The 17,095-nt window shown below is 73.9% G+C and carries 14 protein-coding genes; 7 read left to right on the plus strand and 7 right to left on the minus strand.

What is annotated here, in order from left to right:
• Positions 1–188 precede the first annotated feature (188 nt).
• Entirely contained in the window at positions 189–716 is a 528-nt protein-coding gene (locus ACFYOV_RS21055) for a hypothetical protein (protein WP_389089695.1), read from the plus strand.
• Positions 717–823: 107 nt separating this feature from the next.
• Here ACFYOV_RS21055 and ACFYOV_RS21060 read toward each other — a convergent pair whose 3' ends face one another.
• The 5 genes from ACFYOV_RS21060 to ACFYOV_RS21080 form a co-directional block, all read right to left on the minus strand.
• The gene (locus ACFYOV_RS21060) at positions 824–1,252 is read right to left on the minus strand and encodes a hypothetical protein (RefSeq protein ID WP_389089696.1); all 429 of its coding nucleotides are present in this window, start codon (positions 1,250–1,252) and stop codon (positions 824–826) included.
• A 101-nt stretch (positions 1,253–1,353) separates the two neighbouring features.
• Positions 1,354–5,988, minus strand: a complete 4,635-nt coding sequence (locus tag ACFYOV_RS21065) for a hypothetical protein (protein WP_389089698.1) — start codon at positions 5,986–5,988, stop codon at positions 1,354–1,356.
• 36 nt (positions 5,989–6,024) lie between these two features.
• Complete coding sequence (locus ACFYOV_RS21070) at positions 6,025–6,906, minus strand: hypothetical protein (RefSeq protein WP_389089699.1); 882 nt, start codon at positions 6,904–6,906, stop codon at positions 6,025–6,027.
• Positions 6,907–7,015: 109 nt separating this feature from the next.
• A complete protein-coding gene (locus ACFYOV_RS21075; protein ID WP_389089700.1) occupies positions 7,016–8,542 on the minus strand; it encodes a hypothetical protein in 1,527 nt (508 codons plus the stop codon).
• Between the two features lie 213 nt (positions 8,543–8,755).
• Complete coding sequence (locus tag ACFYOV_RS21080) at positions 8,756–9,460, minus strand: GntR family transcriptional regulator (RefSeq protein WP_389089701.1); 705 nt, start codon at positions 9,458–9,460, stop codon at positions 8,756–8,758.
• 173 nt (positions 9,461–9,633) lie between these two features.
• On the opposite strand from ACFYOV_RS21080, the gene ACFYOV_RS21085 reads away from it, so the two are divergent.
• The 5 genes from ACFYOV_RS21085 to ACFYOV_RS21105 are packed head-to-tail and all read left to right on the plus strand — an operon-like array spanning position 9,634 to position 14,111.
• Positions 9,634–10,953, plus strand: a complete 1,320-nt coding sequence (locus ACFYOV_RS21085; RefSeq protein ID WP_389089703.1) for an MFS transporter — start codon at positions 9,634–9,636, stop codon at positions 10,951–10,953.
• 53 nt (positions 10,954–11,006) lie between these two features.
• Complete coding sequence (locus tag ACFYOV_RS21090; protein WP_389090013.1) at positions 11,007–11,834, plus strand: putative hydro-lyase; 828 nt, start codon at positions 11,007–11,009, stop codon at positions 11,832–11,834.
• 20 nt (positions 11,835–11,854) lie between these two features.
• On the plus strand, positions 11,855–12,613 hold the full coding sequence (locus ACFYOV_RS21095; protein WP_389089704.1) for a LamB/YcsF family protein: 759 nt from the start codon (positions 11,855–11,857) through the stop codon (positions 12,611–12,613).
• A complete protein-coding gene (locus ACFYOV_RS21100) occupies positions 12,610–13,245 on the plus strand; it encodes an allophanate hydrolase subunit 1 (protein ID WP_389089706.1) in 636 nt (211 codons plus the stop codon). The genes ACFYOV_RS21095 and ACFYOV_RS21100 overlap by 4 nt, the downstream gene beginning before the upstream one ends.
• On the plus strand, positions 13,242–14,111 hold the full coding sequence (locus ACFYOV_RS21105; RefSeq protein ID WP_389089708.1) for a biotin-dependent carboxyltransferase family protein: 870 nt from the start codon (positions 13,242–13,244) through the stop codon (positions 14,109–14,111). Before ACFYOV_RS21100 ends, ACFYOV_RS21105 begins: the two co-directional genes overlap by 4 nt.
• Positions 14,112–14,435: 324 nt before the next feature.
• On the opposite strand, the gene ACFYOV_RS21110 is transcribed toward ACFYOV_RS21105, so the two are convergent.
• Both ACFYOV_RS21110 and ACFYOV_RS21115 read right to left on the minus strand, forming a co-directional pair.
• On the minus strand, positions 14,436–15,854 hold the full coding sequence (locus ACFYOV_RS21110; protein WP_389089709.1) for a HEAT repeat domain-containing protein: 1,419 nt from the start codon (positions 15,852–15,854) through the stop codon (positions 14,436–14,438).
• A 300-nt stretch (positions 15,855–16,154) separates the two neighbouring features.
• Positions 16,155–16,547 (minus strand): ankyrin repeat domain-containing protein, encoded by a 393-nt coding sequence (locus ACFYOV_RS21115; protein ID WP_389089711.1) that lies wholly within the window; start codon positions 16,545–16,547, stop codon positions 16,155–16,157.
• 308 nt (positions 16,548–16,855) lie between these two features.
• Here ACFYOV_RS21115 and ACFYOV_RS21120 point away from each other — a divergent pair, with 308 nt between their 5' ends.
• Complete coding sequence (locus ACFYOV_RS21120) at positions 16,856–17,050, plus strand: hypothetical protein (RefSeq protein ID WP_389089712.1); 195 nt, start codon at positions 16,856–16,858, stop codon at positions 17,048–17,050.
• The last annotated feature ends 45 nt before the right edge of the window (positions 17,051–17,095 follow it).

Consider the following 17,095-nt stretch of genomic DNA (forward strand, 5'->3'; position numbering starts at 1 on the left):
GGGAATCTTCGTGACGTGCCGTTCGTCCTTCTCTGTGGGAATTGGGATGGGAATTGGGGGCGGAACCGGCCACAGGAGCCGTGTCCCGCACCTTGGCGGCGTAAAACAGCGCAAGCCGGGCAGCCACTGGGGTACCGGGTCTCCGGACACGAGCGAGCGGTTTGCCGGCGGTGGGGAGTGACACGTTGATGGGCACGGCGGAGCGGCGCATGGCGCCCGAGCACGGCGCGACGGCGCAGGGGACGACGCGGCGGGACGCCGAGGCGCCGGCCCGTGCCGTCCCCAGGGGCGCCCACGGGCCCGGCAGAGTCCGGGAACAGCCGCGGTACCGGCCGCTGTGGGTGGAGGAGCCGGCGCGGCGGCGACGGTTGCCGGATCCCGTGCGGACGGCGGCCGTCCGGGCGGTGCTCGTCATCGCGGTGACACTGATTCAGGCCATGGTGGCGTTCCTGTGCACACTGGCGGGGTCCTGGCTGGCGTTCCCCATGGTGATCAGCAGTGTCGTCAGCACGATCCTGGCCACTTGGGCGGCGCTGGACGTGTGGGTCACCCGCCAGGTCTGGAACCAGCGCCACGGCGTGGTGTCGACGCCCAGCAGTACCGCCCGGTCCCTGCGGCGCGAGCGGCGCAGGGTACGACGGCAGGCACGGGCCGCGGAGCGGGCTCAGGAGCGCATACGCCGGCGGAGCGGGACGGGGCAGTTGTCGCACCCTTGAGAGAGTCGAGGTCTTCGAGGACCGGGCGGCAGCTCGCTCAGACCGGGACTTGCTCCAGACGAAAGCGGCGGGCCCGAGGGCCCGCCGTGTTCGCCGACTTATGACGGTCAGGCCTTGGCGTACTCCCAGCCGCCGCAGCGGTACGGGGTGCCGCTGGACCCGTCCTGGAGGCAGGCGCGGATCTGCAGGGTGGTGCCCTCCGCGAAGGACAGGTTCCAGTCCTTGGGGACGGCGTAACCGTTGCCGTTGTAGTACGAGTGAGTGGCGGAGCTCGAGTTGTAGCGCCACTGAGCGGCGGTGCCGTGGCCGTCCTTCAACATGTCGAGTGCGGTGAGGATCTCTCCATCCTGGGCGAAGTACGTCTTCGCGGTCACCTCCGACGAGATGATGGAGTTGGAGGCCTCGTAGACGTAGCCGTCGGCCTGTGCCGGGGCGGTGGCCAGGACGAGCGCCGACGCGGAGGCCGCGGTTACGCCGAGGACCGTCGTCAGACGACGGTGGGACTTGAGCAAGGCAGGGTTCCCCTCTTCGGACATCTGATCGAGGCTGAACTTACCTGAGGGGAAAGGGAGTTCATCGCTCGATTTTTGCTGTCCGACGGCGCGCCGGGAGGTGCCGCATGCCATCGCGGCCGCCCTCAAGGCGTTGCAGGTGCCGGGCGTTTGAACATCCGGGTCGCCGTGATCTCGCTGTGCACCGTCTCCATGCCCGTGGGCTGCTGCGGCAGACCCGGCCGGAGGTGTTCCTCCACGCTGATGTACTTCAGCCCGGCTCTCAGGTCGGCGTCGTTGCGCAGGCGGATGACCAGCGGGAACTCCGCGAGTGCCGTCGTGTCGAACAGGCCGGTGGTGTAGAGGAGCTGGACGCCGAGGGCGTCGGCCACGGCACGCTGGAGTTCCAGCAGATAGGTGGCGTTGGCGCGGCCGATCGGGTTGTCCAGGAACAGCGTGCCGGCGTGCCGGTGGCGGTCCCGGCCGCGGTCGTTGCTGCGCAGCGCGGCCATCGTGCAGTACAGGGCGATGGCCGCGGTGAGGAGCTGGCCGCCGGAGAACACATCGCCCATCTGACCGACGGGGACGCGTTCCGCGCGCAGCACGGCGTCCGGCTTGAGGATCTCCACGGCGACGCCCTTGGGCCGCAGCGCGGCGGCGACACCACGCAGCAGCAGGGACATGCCGTCGCGCCTCAGGTCCGAGTTCTTCTTCACGGCCGCACGGGTCGCCTCGTCGATGACCTCGCCGAGCCGCTCGGTGAGAGTGGCCTGGTCCGGCTCCTCGAAGCGGATGCGCAGGAACTCCTGCCCGGACCACTCACCGAGCCCTTCCGGCAGCCGGGACAACCGCTGGGCCGAGCGCAGGGTGGCTAGGGCGGACTCGACCAGGCCGCGCAACCGGTCCACGATCGAGTCGCGGTTGCGTTCCAGTTGTTCCAGCTCGTCCGTCAGCACCCGCAGCCTGGGGGCGAACGCGTCGGCCCACTTCTGGGCGTGCTCGGGCAGTGCGGAGGCCGGCAACTCGCGGATCTGCTGCCGCGCGGGGGTGCGCACCTGCTCGTAGCGCGTGGAGTTGGCGTGCCGGACCAGGACGTCGCTCGCCTCGCGCACGGCGGACTCGGCGGCGGTCAGGTCCGCGGCGCAGCCGCGCAGCGAACGGCGGGCCTCGGCGGCGGACTGCCGGGCGTCCTCCAGGCTGCCTGGATACGGCTCGGGCTCGTCCCGCTCCTCCTCGGGGCCGTTGTCGCGCAGCAGGTCGCGGAGCATGGCGGCGATCTCGTCGAAGCCGCCGGCCGCGTCCTCGGCGGCGCGGTGGGCGTCGAGCAGCTCGGCGTGGGCGTCGCGAGCCTGGGTCAACGCCTCGCTGCGGGAGGCAAGTTCGGCCGTGGCGGTGCGCAGCAGCGTCTGGGCGTGCTCGGCGTCGCGCGGCACCAGCTCCTCGGGGAGCCCGGTGTGTGCGTCACCGTCCTCGGGGGCGAGCCGTTCGGCCTCGCCGCGCAGTCGGCCGAGTTGCTCGCTGGCGCTGGACATACGGGTCTCCAGCAGCTGCACCAGTTCCTCGGCACGTGCGGCGGCGGCCTGCCGGCTCGGCCCGTCCGAGCCGTCGGGCGACTCGAGCAACAGCTCCGCGCGGGTGCGGACCTTGTTGCTGAGCCGGTCCAGCTCCGCTCGGGCCGCACTCTCGTCGCTCTCCGCGCGGGCCTGCTCGGCGCGCAGGTCGGCGCCGACGCCGACCTTCTCGTACACCTGGGACGCGGCCCGGTAGGCCTCGCGCAGGGCGGGCAGGGACGCCTGCGGGGCCTCCGGGCCGTCCTCGGGTACGTCGTCGGGGGCGCCGGCGATCTCGGAACGCTCGGCACGCAGCGCACGCGCGGTGCGACGGGCGTCGTCGGCGGCGCGTTGGGCGCCGCGCCGGTCCTCGTCGGCGGCGCGCGCGCGTTCCAGGCAGGCCTGGGCGCGGGCCTCGGCCTCGGCGGCCTCGTCGGCCAGCTCCCGCAGCCTGACCTGCCACCCGGCCCGCTCGCGCAGCCGGAACGCGAGTCCGGCGAGGGCGTCGGCGGCACGCCGGGCCTTCTGCGCGGTCTCCTGCCGGTCGTCGCGGACCCGGGCGGCCTCGGCCGCGGCCTCCTCGGCCTCCGCGCGGACGGTGCGTGCCTCGGCCAGCTCCGCCTCGGATTCCTCGGCGAACGCCCGCGCGTCGTGCGCGGCCCGGGCCAGCTCGGCGAGCCGCCCCGCCGGGCAGCCGGTGCGCCAGGAGGCCAGCCGCGCCGCGAGCTCCCGGTCCTTGCCGAGCCGGGCGGCGAGGGCCCGGATCTCCTCGTCCCGCTCCGTCGCCCGGGCACGCAGAGCCTGCCGCTCCTCGTCGGCGGCGTGTTCGTCGTGCATGGCCGGGTTGGGCGGCACGAGGAACACGTCGCCGGTGTCCGTGTCCGGTGCCGGGGTCGGTGCGAGCAGGGCGGCGGCCGTGCCGACGGCCACGGCGGACCGGGGCAGCAGGGCGGCGTCGCTCAGCGCCTCGCGGGCACGGGCGTGGGAGTCCGGGTCGGTGATGACGACGCCGTCGACCAGCTCGGGGCGGGCGGCCAGCACGCGGGCGTGGTCGGCGGGGTCGACGGCCTGGGCGAGGTAGCGCCAGCCGGGCAGGGCGGGGATGCCGTGCTCGCCGAGGTACTCGACGGTGGCGAGCACGTCCGGGCCGGGCGGCAGCAGCCCTCCGTCACCGAGGGCGCCCAGGATGCGGGCGTCGTCGGCGGCGGCGGTGCGCAGGTCGAACAGCTGCCGTTCGGCGGAGGAGACGGCGTCGTCGAGGAGTTCGCGCAGGTCGTCGGCGAAGCGGTCCAGTTCCTCGGCGGTCAGGGCGGTGCCGGACGGGGTGACGGACGGTTCGGCGTCCGTGTCGTGGCGGGGCCGCGGGACGGCCGGACCGCCGCCGGGGCCGGTCAGGCTCAGCAGTTCCGCCAGCCGCTCCTCGGCGGCGAGGGCCTGCGCGGTGCGGCGCTCGCTCTCGTGGGCGCGCTCGGCCGCCGTGGCCGCGTCCGCCGCGCGAGCGGCGGTGAGTTCCGCGCGGGTCTCGGCGGCGGCCGTCTCCCGCGCGTGCTCGGTCGCCCGCCGGGACGACTCGCGGGCCGCGTCCCAGGCGGCGACCGCCGTCTTCTCCGCGTCGCTGGCGGCGAGGGCGGCGCGGGCCGGGTCGGCGTCGGGTGCGCTGTCGTCGAGCCAGCCGGCCCGGACCGCCTCGGCGGTCTCCTGCTCGACCTCGGCGAGCCGCTGGCGCAGGTGCCCGATCTCGCTGCGGGCGCGCTGCGCCTCGGTCGCCGCGGCAGTCGAGTCGCGGTAGGCGGCGTCGCTGACCTCCTGAAGGGCGGCGGAGCGCTCCTCCTGCTCGTCGGCGAGGTCCTCGGCGTTCCGCGCGGCGGCGTGCAGGGCGCGTACGAGGTCGACGGCGGCCTTGGCGCGGGCGGCGAGCGCGGGCGCGGCGTCCCGCTCGGCCTCCTGGATCGCGGCGGACACGCGGGCGACGCGGTCGGCGGCGGCACGGTGGCGCAGCACGACCTCGGCGGCCTGCCAGGCCGAGTACAGGGTGCGCGCGTCGGCGAGTTCGCGCTTCTGCGCGGCGGCGGACTTCTCGGCAGCGGCGAGGGCCAACGAGGCGTGCCGGTAGGCCAGTTCGGCGGCGATCAGTGCGCTGCACTCGCGGGCGGACTCGGCGTGGGTGACGGCGTAGGCGGCGGCGGTGACGCGCTGCGCCAGGTCGGCCGCGCGGCCCCGTTCCCGTGCGCCGCGCGCGGAGAGCCTGCGGGCCAGGGTGCGGGTGCGGCGTTCGGCCGCGGTGTGGATGTCGCGGGCGCGCGAGCGGGCCTCGGCGGCGTCGACGATACGGCCGAGCAGGTCGACGGAGCCGGCGGTGAAGTCCCGTTCGGCGATCAACTCGGCGCGTCGGCCCAGCTTGTTGCCGAAGCCGCTGACCAGGTCGGCGAGCCCGTCGGTGTCGCGGGTGTCGGTGACGGCGCGCAGCAGCAGGTCGGTGAAGTCCGAATCCTTCTTGACCGCGAAGAGGCCGGCCGCCTCGCCCTCGTCGGCGTTCATCTCCCGCTGGTAACGGAAGAGTTCGGGGTCGAGTCCGAGTTCGCCGAGGTGGTCGGTCCAGCGTTCGTGGATCTCCTCCCAGTGCACCTCCAGGTGCGGGTAGGTCTTGCCCGCCTCCGTGAGGGCGTCGCGGAAGCCCTTCATGGTGCGGCGCCGGCCCTGCGCGCCGGACTGGCCCTCGACGGGCGGACGCACGGCGGTGGACTCCGCGACGGGGAGGTTGTCCAGGCCGAGTCCGGGGCCGGGGCGGAAGCTGTACCAGGCTTCGGCGAACTTCCGCGGGTCGTTGGAGAGCTGGCGCCCGCGCCACTCGCTGACCTTGCCGACGACGACGCTCTCGCCGGTCTGCACGTGCTGCCACTCCAGCGCCACGTGGCCGCAGTCGTCGGCCAGCAGGAACTTGCGCAGCACACCGGAGCTGGCGCCGCCGAGGGTGTTGCGGTGGCCCGGCAGCATCACGGAGAAGATCAGCTTCAGCAGGACGGACTTGCCGCCGCCGTTCTCCAGGAAGAGCACCCCGGCGGGCGCCGGCCGGCGCGGCGGGCCTGCGGGCTCCTCCTCGAAGAACTCCGCCTGCGTGGGCGCGGGGTCGGGCACGGGCTTGCCCACACCGCGCAGGTCAAGCACGGTGTCGGCGTAGCGCGCACCGGCCGGTCCGATGGAATAGAGGCGGACCCGGGACAGCTCGTACATGGCGGACTCTCGTAAGGCTTCGTCAGTGGGGGGAGGTCAGGAGGAGTGGAACGGCAGCCCGGCGTCGGCGGCCAGTTCCAGGTTGTCGCCGTCCTCGGGGGGCAGCAGCGTGGGTGTGCCGTCGCTGACCGGGACGACGCCCAGCTCCAGCAGTTCGGCCATGGCGGCGCTGCCCGCCATGTCGCGCACCTGGAGCTGGTAGCGGGCCGTGGTGCGGTACGTGCCGCCGTGGTCGTCACCGGTGCGCTGGAGGAAACCGGAGTCGGTGAGGAACGTGACGGCCTTGGCGACGATGCCGGTGGTGGAGCCCGCGAGGCGGCGTGCGTCCTTGGTGGCGCCGGTCGCGCTGCGCCGGGCCCAGATCCGCCAGGCGGCCTCGAGACCGGGGGCGTCGCTGGCCGGGTCGGTGTTCTCGCCCTGCTCCGCGGCCCGCTCCTCCAGCCGGCGGCAGGCCTGGCGCACGAAGGCGTCGACGCCGTTGACGGTGACGCGGCCGATGTAGCCGTCGTCGGCGAGGTCCTCGGGGCGGGGGAAGGCCATGGCGGCGACGGCGAGGTGGGCCAGGCCGTGGAGGAAGCGGTCGGCGCCGTCGGCCGAGGTGCGCCGCGCGTAGTCGCCCATGCGGACGGCGAAGACCGAGTCCTCGGCGGCGGTGACGGCCATCCCGGCGCGCGGGGAGACCTCCAGCACGATCAGTCCGAGGCCGGTGGCCACGGCGTCGGCGAGCCGCGCGAAGGCCGGGTCCTCGCGGTAGCGGCGCAGCAGGTCCGCGTACTCCTGGTCGCGGGCGGGCTGGAGCTTGGGCTGGAGCCCGAAGGCGACGAGCCGCGCCGCGTCGGCGGCGTCGGCGGGCGTGACGGCGCTGCTCGCCGGCACGGCGGGAGCGTCGGTCTCACTCCACTCGACGTGCTCGCTCACGGGTGGGACTCCTTGTGATCGGGAGAGGGGGCGGAGGCTGTGCCACCGGGGGCGCGGAACGCGGCGTGAGCGGTCGCCGACGGCCCACGGCCGGAGGACGAAAGGCTGCTCATGCCGCCTCCGTCCGGTCCGCCGCCATGCCCGCCGCGTCCAGCAGGGCGGTGCCGACGACGAGATCGGCGCCGCCGAACTCGGGGTCGTCGAGTTCGGTCCCGTCGTCCACGGCGAACAGCAGTTTGCGCTCGCCCTGGCGGTAGGCGGTGCCGACCGGCGGGCTGGCCGCGTGGATCGCCAGCAGGGCGACCAGGTAGGGCAGTTCGGGGTCCTGGCGGCGGGCGTCGGCCAGCAGTCCGGACAGGCGGCGCGGGGCGTCGGCCGGCAGGTCCAGCAGTTCGGTGGCGGCCGCCAGTTGCTCCTCACTGAAGCGACTGTCGTCGGGCGTGGCGATCAGGTCGGGCTCGGGCATCTCGGCGCCCAGGTGTTCCCGCTCCACGGGCGGCGTCAGCAGGATGTCGACGAGGTCGCCGACCCGGACCGACACCGGTGTGCGCAGGCCGGTGCCGTGGGCGAAGAAGGCGTCGGTGACCCGGACCGCCCGCTTCACGGGAAGCGGCAGCAGGGGGGAGAGGAGCTGGCCGTAGAGGTCGGTGCCGGAGGCCGCCGCATGCGGGGCGAAGGCCTGCCGGTCCTGCTCCGCGCGGAACAGCGGGCCGGCCTCCAGCAGCCGGGACTGGAGCTGGGTGTGGCGGCGGATGCAGTCCTTGACGATGTCCACGAGCTCGGCGGCCCGGCGCTTGTGCTCCGGCTCCTCGGACTCGTCCCGGGCCTTGCGGATGTTGGTGAGGATCGCGTTCTCGTGGCGGTAGCGGTCCGCGACGTGGTCCAGGGCCTCGGCGATCATGTCGGGCACGGCGCTCAGCCAGTCCACCGCGCGGACGTTGCGCCGGGTGGCCTCCAGCGCCCTGCGCAGGGACTCCGAGTACTGCACGGTGCGGTAGCGGGCCTGTTCCGCGGCGAGCTGGGCGTCGGCGAGCCGGCCGCGGCTGATCAGCACCTCGAGCTTGACCTCGGCCGCGATCTGCGCGCTGGTGACGTCCGTGTCCAGGGCGCCGACCAGGACGTTGACCGCCTCGTCCGTGGTGCGCAGGTACACCGTGCCACCGGGGCCGGGGACCTCCTCGATCAGCTTGAAGTCGTAGTCGCGCCGCACATAGGTGCCGTCCGCGTCGAACACGCCGTACACCGCGCGGAAGCCGCGGTCGACGCTGCCGACGTTGATCAGGTTCTCCAGCACCCAGCGCGCCACCCGCTCGTGCTGGGCGGCGGGCCGGCCCGGGGCCTGCGCGGCGATGCGGGGGACGAGGCGGGCGACGATCTGATCGTGGTCCGCGCCCGTGTCGAAGTCCATGTTCAGGGTGACCAGGTCGATGGCCGCCAGGGCGATCTCCGCCATGCCGTACACCGAGTACTCGCCCGCCAGGTTGGCCTTGCGCGCGTCGAGGTCGTGCAGCGGCGCGGTGCAGGCGAGCGCACGCAGCCGCCGCGCCAGTCCCTCGTCGGCGGCCGGGCCCGGCGCGGGCCGCGGCCCCGCGCTGAGCTGGGGCGGAACGCTGTCCGTCGATGCAGGCGAAGTCACGGTGCACAGACTAGGTCCTCGGTCTGACAACGACCCAAACGACGCAGACCCACCCCCGCGTCACGATCGTCACACCCCGCCGCGCACCCGTCGGCGGCACGGTCGCCGCACCCCGCCGCGCACCCACCGGCGTCGCTGCCCCCACCCCGCCGCGCACCCACCGGCGTCGGGTCGTCCCGCGCCCGCCGCGCAGGCGCCGCGCGCCGACGGGATTCAGCCGCCCTGCGGCTCGTCGCCGACCCGGCGCCGGTACACCTCCACCACGCGCTCCAGCGAGTCCTCGAGATAGCCCGCGAGCAGGTCCTCGGCCTTCTCGCGGTCACCGGTCTGCAACGCCTGCAGAATGGCGACATTTCGAGCCATGTACGGTTCGTGCAGGCGTCGGGGCTCGTCCACGACGTGGAAGGCGAGCCGCAGTTCGGCGAACACACTGCGCATCAGCTCGTCCGTGCGCTCACTGGCGGCAAGGCCCACCAGTTCCCGGTGGAAGTGGATGTTGGCCGTACCCACGGCGTTCCAGTCACCCTCGTGTGCCGCCCTGTGCCCCTCCTCCACCACTCCGGCGAGCGCCTCGAGCGCGTACGGCGGCTCGCCGAGCCCGCGGACGACGGCGCACTCGACCAGACGGCGGGTGCGGTAGATGTCCTCCACGTCCTCGACGCTCAGCACCCGCACGAAGACGCCCCGGTTCAACTCGTGGATCAGCAGCCGTTCATGCGTGAGCAGCCGGAACGCCTCGCGCAGCGTGTTGCGGGAGACGCCGAGGGCGCCCGCGATGCTGTCCTCCGACAGCCGGGTCCCGGGCGGGAAGTAGCCCTCGGCGATCCGGCTCCTGAGGATGTCCGAGACGCGTTCGGCGGTACTCGTCCGCCCCAGCAGGGCACGGTCGTCGGCCAGTCCCCTCAGCTGCTCTGCCATGCCCGGAATTCAACCGCACGCGCGACGAAGGGACAACGTGGGGATTGAAGGATCGTTCAACGATCCTCTACCGTGCTGGGCACGGCGCCGCGCCGCTCACCCGGCACCGGACGCTTCCGCACGGCACGGCTCATCTCCGCAAGCACCCTCCGTCCTCCCACTGCGAGGTGCCCATGAGCACGACCCCTCCACCGCAGACCCTGACCGACGAACCACGCCCCGTCCCCGCCGAACGAGCAACGGACGACGGGGCGTTCGGATGGTTGCGCGCCCTGGGACCGCGCGGCCGACGCGCCTTCGGGGGCGCGTTCGGCGGCTATGCCCTGGACTCGTACGACTACTTCACGCTGCCGCTGAGCATGGTCGCGCTGTCCGCGTACTTCGGCCTGAACAGCGGTCAGACCGGGCTGTTCACGACCGTCACCCTGGTCGTCTCCGCGGTCGGCGGGGCCGTCGCGGGCGTGCTGGCGGACCGCGTCGGCCGGGTCAGGGCGCTGCTGCTGACTGTGATCACCTACGCGGTGTTCACGGTGGCCTGCGGCTTCGCGCCCAACTACGAGACGCTGCTGGTGTTCCGGGCGCTCCAGGGACTCGGGTTCGGCGGCGAGTGGGCGGTCGGCGCGATCCTGGTCGCCGAGTACGCGAGCGCCCGGCACCGGGGCCGCACCCTGGGCGCCATCCAGAGTTCCTGGGCCGTGGGCTGGGCACTGGCCGTGATCGTCTACACGATGGTCTTCTCGCTGGTCGACGGGGACCTGGCCTGGCGCGTGATGTTCTGGACGGGCGCCCTGCCGGCGGTGCTCGTCGTGTGGGTGCGGCGCAGTGTGCGGGACGCGCCCGGGGCGGCCGCCGCACGTGAGAACAGCCCCCGCAGGGGCTCGTTCACCGCGATCTTCCAGCCGGCCCGTGCCGGAGCGCCGGGGCTGCTGCGCACCACGCTCTTCGCGGTCCTGCTCTCCACGGGCGTCCAGGGCGGCTACTACACGCTCGCCACCTGGGTGCCGACGTACCTCAAGACCGAGCGCGGGCTGTCGGTGGTCGGCACCGGCGGCTATCTGACGTTCCTGATCTCGGGCGCCTTCATCGGATACCTGACCGGCGGCTACCTCACCGACCGGCTGGGCCGCCGGCGCAACATCTGGCTGTTCGCCCTGCTGTCGGCGGTCTGCATCCTGGCGTACGCGAACCTGCCGGGCGGCGCCGACACCCTGGTCCTGGTGCTCGGCTTCCCGCTCGGGTTCTGCATGTCGGCCATCTTCAGCGGCTTCGGCTCCTACCTGAGCGAGCTGTACCCGACGGCGGTGCGCGGTACGGGACAGGGCTTCACCTACAACACCGGACGGGCGGTCGGTGCCGTCTTCCCGACCACGGTCGGCTTCCTGGCCGACAGCTGGGGCGTGGGCGGGGCACTGGTCTTCGGCGCGATCGGGTACGGCCTGGCGGCGCTGGCGCTGCTGGGGCTGCCGGAGACGCGGGGGAAGGAGCTGGAGTGACCGGAGTGAACCGCACCGACCACCGGCCGACCGCCGTCGTGGACGACCGCCCTGTGAACGACCGCCCGGAGAACGACCGCCCGGTGACCCTTGCCGACGAGCACGCGCGCGGGTGGAGCCCGGCCGCGGCCCGCAGCCGCTTCCGGGAGGGACTGACGGGTCCCACGGCCGGGGTGGCCGCCGGGCACACCCAGGCCAACCTGATCGCGGTGCCCGCCGACTGGGCGTACGAGATGCTGCTGTTCTGCCAGCGCAACCCCAAACCGTGCCCCGTCCTCGACGTCACGGACGCGGGTTCGGCCACCACCGTCCTCGCCGACGGCGCGGACCTGCGCACCGACCTGCCGCGCTACCGGGTCTGGGAGAACGGCGAGCTGGTCGACCAGCCGACCGACGTGCGGGCGCACTGGCGCGGCGACCTGGTGTCGTTCCTCATCGGTTGCAGCTTCACCTTCGAGTGGGCGCTGACGGCGGCGGGTGTACCCCTCCGCCACGTCGAGCAGGGCCGCAACGTGCCGATGTACGTGACCACCCGGCCGTGCCGCCCCGGCGGGCGCCTGCGCGGGCCGATGGTGGTGTCCATGCGGCCGGTGCCGCCCCGGCGGCTCGGGGCGGCGATCCGGGAGAGCAGCCTGCTCCCGGCGGTTCACGGCGGGCCCGTGCACTGCGGCGCCCCCTCGGGGCTGGGCATCGACGACCTCGGCCGCCCCGACTTCGGCGACCCGGTCGACCTCCAGCCCGACGACATCCCGGTGTTCTGGGCGTGCGGGGTGACCCCGCAGGCCGCGGTCATGGCCTCGCGCCCGCCGTTCGCCATCACCCACGCACCGGGACAGATGTTCCTCACCGACGCCCGCGACGAACAGTACCGCGTGGCCTGAGAAGGAGACGCGAGAACTCCATGACCTCGATCGACTTGAACGCCGACCTCGGCGAGGGCTTCGGCCGCTGGCGGCTCACCGACGACGAGCGGCTGCTGTCCGTGGTCACCAGCGCCAACGTGGCCTGCGGCTTCCACGCCGGGGACGCGGTCACCATGCGCCGGGTCTGCGAGCTGGCGGCCGCGCGCGGTGTACGGATCGGCGCCCAGGTCTCCTACCGGGACCTGGCCGGGTTCGGTCGGCGCGCGATGGACGTGCCTGCCGCGGAACTGGCCGCCGAGGTCGCCTACCAGATCGGCGCCCTGGAGGTGTTCGCCCGCGCCGCGGGCGCACGCGTGGCGTACGTCAAACCGCACGGGGCGCTGTACAACCGGGTCGTGCACGACGAGGAGCAGGCCGGCGCGGTCGTGGAGGGGGTCCTCCTCGCGGACACCGGCCTGCCCGTGCTCGGCCTGCCCGGCTCGCGCCTGCTGGAACTGGCCGGGAAGGCCGGGCTGCCCGTCGTCACGGAGGCGTTCGCGGACCGCGCGTACACCGACGAGGGCACGCTCGTGGCACGCCACCAGGAGGGTGCCGTCGTCACCGATCCGGAGGCCGTCGTGGCGCGCTCGTTGGACCTGGCCCGTGCGGGGGAGGTCGTCGCGCGCTCGGGGCGGCCCATCGAGGTGCGGGCACGTTCCCTGTGCCTGCACGGTGACACGCCCGGCGCCGTGGACCTGGCGCTCCGGGTCCGGGAGCGGCTGGAGGCTTCGGGGGTCCGGGTGGAGGCCTTCGCATGAGGGTCCTGCCCGTAGGTGAGGACTCCCTGCTCGTGGAGGTCTCCTCGGACGGCGAGGCGCAGGCACTCCACGCCGAGCTGTTGCGGCGCCGCGCGGAGGGCGTACTGGCGGCCCGCGAGATCGTGCCGGCGGCGCGCACCGTCCTGCTGGACGGCCTGGCCGACCCCGCGCGGGTGGCCGCCGAGCTGAGCGCCGCGCAGCTGCCGCCCGTCGCCCCGAGCGTCCGGGAGACGGTCGAGATCCCGGTGCGCTACGACGGCCCGGACCTCGCCGACGTCGCCGCGCACTGGGGCGTCGGCGTGGCGGAGGTGGCCCGCCTCCACGCGGCTGCGGAGTTCCGTGTCGCCTTCTGCGGCTTCGCGCCCGGCTTCGGCTACCTCACGGGTCTCCCGCCGCACCTCGACGTGCCGCGACGGGCGACTCCGCGGACGTCCGTGCCGGCCGGGTCGGTGGCCATGGCGGGCCCCTACACCGGGGTGTACCCGAGGTCGTCACCGGGCGGCTGGCAGTTGATCGGCACGACCGACCTGGTGCTGTGGGACCACGCGCGCGTGCCGGCGGCGCTGCTCTCCCCCGGCGCACGGGTGCGCTTCGTCCCGGTGGACGGTCCCGCGCCGGCGGGTGCGGCATGACGGACCGCGCGCTCGCCGTCGTACGGGCCGGGGTGCTGACCACCGTGCAGGACCGCGGGCGCCCGGGGTACGCGCACCTGGGCGTGCCCCGCTCCGGGGCGCTGGACGGGCCCGCGGCGGCGCTCGCCAACCGGCTGGCCGGGAACCCGCCGGACGCGGCGGTGCTGGAGACCACCCTCAACGGCTGTTCCCTGCGCCCCCGTTCCGCGGTCACGGTCGCGGTCACCGGCGCGCCCTGCCCGGTGACGGTGGACGGCCGTCCGGTCTCCTGGGGAGCACCGGTACGCATGCGGGCCGGGTCGCTGCTGGACGTCGGAGGGGCGGTCCGCGGCGTGCGCGCCTATGTGGCCGTCTCCGGTGGGATCGCCGTCGAGCCGGTGCTCGGCAGCCGTTCCACCGACCTGCTGTCGGGCCTCGGTCCGGAGCCCCTCACGGACGGTGCCGTCCTGCCCCTGGGGTCTCCCCGGCCGGCGCCCGCACCCGTGGACGTCGCCCCGCAACCGGCACCTCCGGCCGAGCTGGTCCTGCGGGTGGCGCCGGGTCCGCGCGACGACTGGTTCACGCCGGCCGCGCTACGGGAGTTCACGTCCCGGGCGTACCGGGTGTCCCCGGCGAGCAACCGCATCGGGCTGCGCACCACCGGCCCGGCGCTGGAGCGGTCCCGGCACGACGAACTGCCCAGTGAGGGGGTGGTGCTGGGCGCGGTGCAGGTGCCGCCCGACGGGCTGCCGGTGGTGTTCCTGGCCGACCACCCGACCACCGGCGGCTACCCGGTGATCGCGGTCGTCCGTCGCGCCGACCTCCCGGCCGCCGGCCAGGCGGCACCCGGCACTCCGGTGCGCTTCGTCCCGGTACGGCGCCGCTGAGGACCTGTGGGCAGCGGCGGGCAGGCCCGGCCGGGCGGCGGCTCGTTGCCGGGCGCACCGGAACCGAACAGGCGGTCAGGGGGACGGGGCGGCCCGGTGCTCGACGAGCGCGCGGCCGAGGAGTCGGCCGGGCAGGGCGACGCGGACCCGTGGGGGCCGGGAAGCGGGAGGGAGGCGACGCGGGCGACGGGACACGGCGCCTCGTCGTCGGGTTCTCGGGTGCGCCGACGGGGGCGCCGACCCGGGCGCGTGACCGCGGTCGACGAGGTTCCGGGCGATCCGCAAGAAGCAGGCGCCCAGGGGGCCACGCCGTTCGCGAGGGCGTCACACGGCGGTCCCCTCCGGACCGATCCTGCTGCGCACCGCCGTCTGGACCTCGGCCTCCTCGGCCGGATCCGCGGCGAGCCGGCGCAGGCGTTCGACGACGCGGGTGTCGCCGGTCTCGGCGTGCCGGGCGGCGATCTCGCGGGTGGACTCCTCGCAGTCCCACAGGCACTCGACGGCGAAGCCGGTGCCGAAGGAGGGGTCCGTGGCGGCCAGGGCACGGGCGGCCCGGCCTCGCAGATGGGAGGAGGCGGTCTCGCGGTAGATGTGACGGAGGACGGGCGCCGCGCAGGTGATACCGAGGCGTCCGGCGCCGTCGACGAGCGTCCACAGGGTGGGCGCGTCGGGGCCGTCGCCGCGTACCGCCTCCCGCAGAGCCGCGAGGACCGCTTCGCGGTCATGCGCCCCGCCGCGGCAGGCGAGGACACGTCCGGCGGCGGCGCCCAGCGGATCGGGCCGGCGGGCCCAGCCGCGGGCCCGGTCGACGGCGACGAGACTGCGCATGCGTTCGAAGGCGTCGAGGGCCGCCTCCACCACGGCCGTCGAGCCCGTGTCCACGGCGCCCTCGATGAGGTCGAGGGCCTCGGGGTCGTTGCTGTCGGCGAGGTACCGCAGGGCGGTGCACCGGGCTCCCTCGGTGCCGTCCTTGGCGGCCCGGACGATCTCGGGACGGTCCTCGGGCCCCGCCACGGCGCCGAGGCAACGGGCGGCCGGCACATGCAGCGCGGCGCCCCGCTCGACGCCCTGCTGGGCCCAGTCGAACACGGCCCGCACGCTCCAGCCGGGCCGGGGCCCGCCGGGTCGCATCTGGCGTTGCCAGCGGTCGAAGCAGCCTGCCTCCTGGGCGGTCCGCACCCGTCGGGCGATTGACTCGCGCGGGTCGTCGGCCCACAGGCGCCAGGGCCGCGGCTCGAAGGCGTCGCGCACGGTGGCGGCCAGTTCCGCTTCGCCCTCCGGATCGGTGGCGAACCGCGCGAGCACGGGGGCGGCGAGGGCGCGCAGGCCCTCGTCGTCGTCCCGGAGCGCGAGTTCGTCCAGGGCCCAGGCCCAATTGGTGCCGCGGGCGGCGTACCTGCGCAGCAGTTCGAGGGCGTCCCGCCTGCCGTAGGAGGCGAGGTGGCCGAGGACGGCGAGCGCGAGGCCGGTGCGTGACTCGTCGCCGTCGAGGACGTCCTCGGGGTCGAAGAGGTGGGCCTCGATCGCGTCGAGTTCGCCGTGCAGATCGAGGTAGAGGCGGGCGTAGTACAGGGAGCGGTTCTCCACCTGCCAGTCGTGGCGCGGGTCGCGCAGCACGCAGTGGTCCAGCGCCGCCAGCGCCTCGGAGCGCGGGGCGGTGAGCGCGTGCAGCGTGCCGTCGCCGCGGCCCCGCTGAAGCAGGCCGAGCAGCGTACCGCTGGGCGCTATGACCGGATCGAACATGGGAAACAGCCTCACATCAAGCGTCGACGCAACCGGGGACCTGCATTACCTGGCCGCGTGACAACACGTCGGGGCGCCCGCCGTTTCCTGCTTGCTGTAGACCATCTCTCTCTGCCTCTCGTCGGTGGCCCATGCGGACCGCATCACGGCCCGCGCGGTGCGGCAACACCTGCCCAGCCATCGCGTCCGTGAATCACGTCGTCATGATGACCCGGCGGTTCCATCTGCCGCGACCGAAATTTCGGCGGCCCCGTACCGCCTCCCCCGTATTCCGTGTCTTCGCTGGTCAGAGCGTTCCGGTCAGTGCTCGCCGAACAGTTCGAGCACATCCGTGCGGCCGAACATCCGGGCCGTGTCGACGGCCGAGGGGGTACCGGCGGACGGGTCGGCGCCGCCCTCCAGGAGCGCCTTGACGACCTCCGTCTCCCCCTTGAAGACCGCCCCCGCGAGTGGAGTCTGGCCCCGGTCGTTGACCCGGTCGGCTTCGGCGCCGCGCGCCAGCAGCGCGCGGACCGCCCCGGCGTGACCGTGGTACGCGGCCAGCATCACGAGCGAGTCGCCGCGGTCGTTGGTGAGGTCGGCCGGAACTCCCGCGTCGACGTAGGCCACGAGTTCGTCGGTCCGGCCCCTGCGGGCCAGCTCGAAGATCTTGGTCGCCAGCTCCACGACCTCGGGGTCGGGGGCTTCAGTCATCGGCCGGACCGCCTCTCACTACGGATCACCTGGTGCATCGGGAACGGGCGTACGGCTGCGAGCGGCGCAGCCGTACGGGTGAATCGCCAGGGTACTGGCTCGCGCGGCACATGACCCGATGTGCCCGAGGTAAGGATCACGGCGGATTCGCCAGGACGCGAGAACCCGGCTCCACCAGGTCAAGCACCGATACGCCACGAGGGCGAAATCAGCACTGATTCACCCAGTTGCACCTTTTATCGTATAGATACATTCTGTGAGCCTGGAAGTACTCATGGTGACTGTCCCCGCGAACCAGGAGAACTCACATGATCCTCTCGATCTCAGGCGTGGTCCTGCTCGGCATCGTCGTCTTCATCTTCTTCCGCAAGGACGGCCTGAAGGCGTCGCACGCCGTGATCACGATGCTGTTCGGCTTCTACCTGGCCAGCACGGCCATCGCGCCGAGCATCAAGGCGGGCGGCGAGAGCCTGGCCAGCCTCCTCGGCGGCATCAAGTTCTGACCCACCGGCCCCGACGCCCAGCCCGCACGCACACCTTGGAGACAG

The sequence above is a fragment of the Streptomyces sp. NPDC005931 genome, assembly GCF_042871235.1.
Lineage (GTDB): Bacteria > Actinomycetota > Actinomycetes > Streptomycetales > Streptomycetaceae > Streptomyces.

What these genes read in the sequence shown, in the direction of transcription:
- ACFYOV_RS21055 (WP_389089695.1), top strand. Translation starts at nt 189, where the DNA reads ATGGGCACGGCGGAGCGGCGCATGGCGCCCGAGCACGGCGCGACGGCG.
- ACFYOV_RS21060 (WP_389089696.1), bottom strand. Translation starts at nt 1,252, where the DNA reads ATGTCCGAAGAGGGGAACCCTGCCTTGCTCAAGTCCCACCGTCGTCTG.
- ACFYOV_RS21065 (WP_389089698.1), bottom strand. Translation starts at nt 5,988, where the DNA reads ATGTACGAGCTGTCCCGGGTCCGCCTCTATTCCATCGGACCGGCCGGT.
- ACFYOV_RS21080 (WP_389089701.1), bottom strand. Translation starts at nt 9,460, where the DNA reads ATGGCAGAGCAGCTGAGGGGACTGGCCGACGACCGTGCCCTGCTGGGG.
- ACFYOV_RS21085 (WP_389089703.1), top strand. Translation starts at nt 9,634, where the DNA reads ATGAGCACGACCCCTCCACCGCAGACCCTGACCGACGAACCACGCCCC.
- ACFYOV_RS21095 (WP_389089704.1), top strand. Translation starts at nt 11,855, where the DNA reads ATGACCTCGATCGACTTGAACGCCGACCTCGGCGAGGGCTTCGGCCGC.
- ACFYOV_RS21100 (WP_389089706.1), top strand. Translation starts at nt 12,610, where the DNA reads ATGAGGGTCCTGCCCGTAGGTGAGGACTCCCTGCTCGTGGAGGTCTCC.
- ACFYOV_RS21105 (WP_389089708.1), top strand. Translation starts at nt 13,242, where the DNA reads ATGACGGACCGCGCGCTCGCCGTCGTACGGGCCGGGGTGCTGACCACC.
- ACFYOV_RS21110 (WP_389089709.1), bottom strand. Translation starts at nt 15,854, where the DNA reads ATGTTCGATCCGGTCATAGCGCCCAGCGGTACGCTGCTCGGCCTGCTT.
- ACFYOV_RS21115 (WP_389089711.1), bottom strand. Translation starts at nt 16,547, where the DNA reads ATGACTGAAGCCCCCGACCCCGAGGTCGTGGAGCTGGCGACCAAGATC.
- ACFYOV_RS21120 (WP_389089712.1), top strand. Translation starts at nt 16,856, where the DNA reads ATGATCCTCTCGATCTCAGGCGTGGTCCTGCTCGGCATCGTCGTCTTC.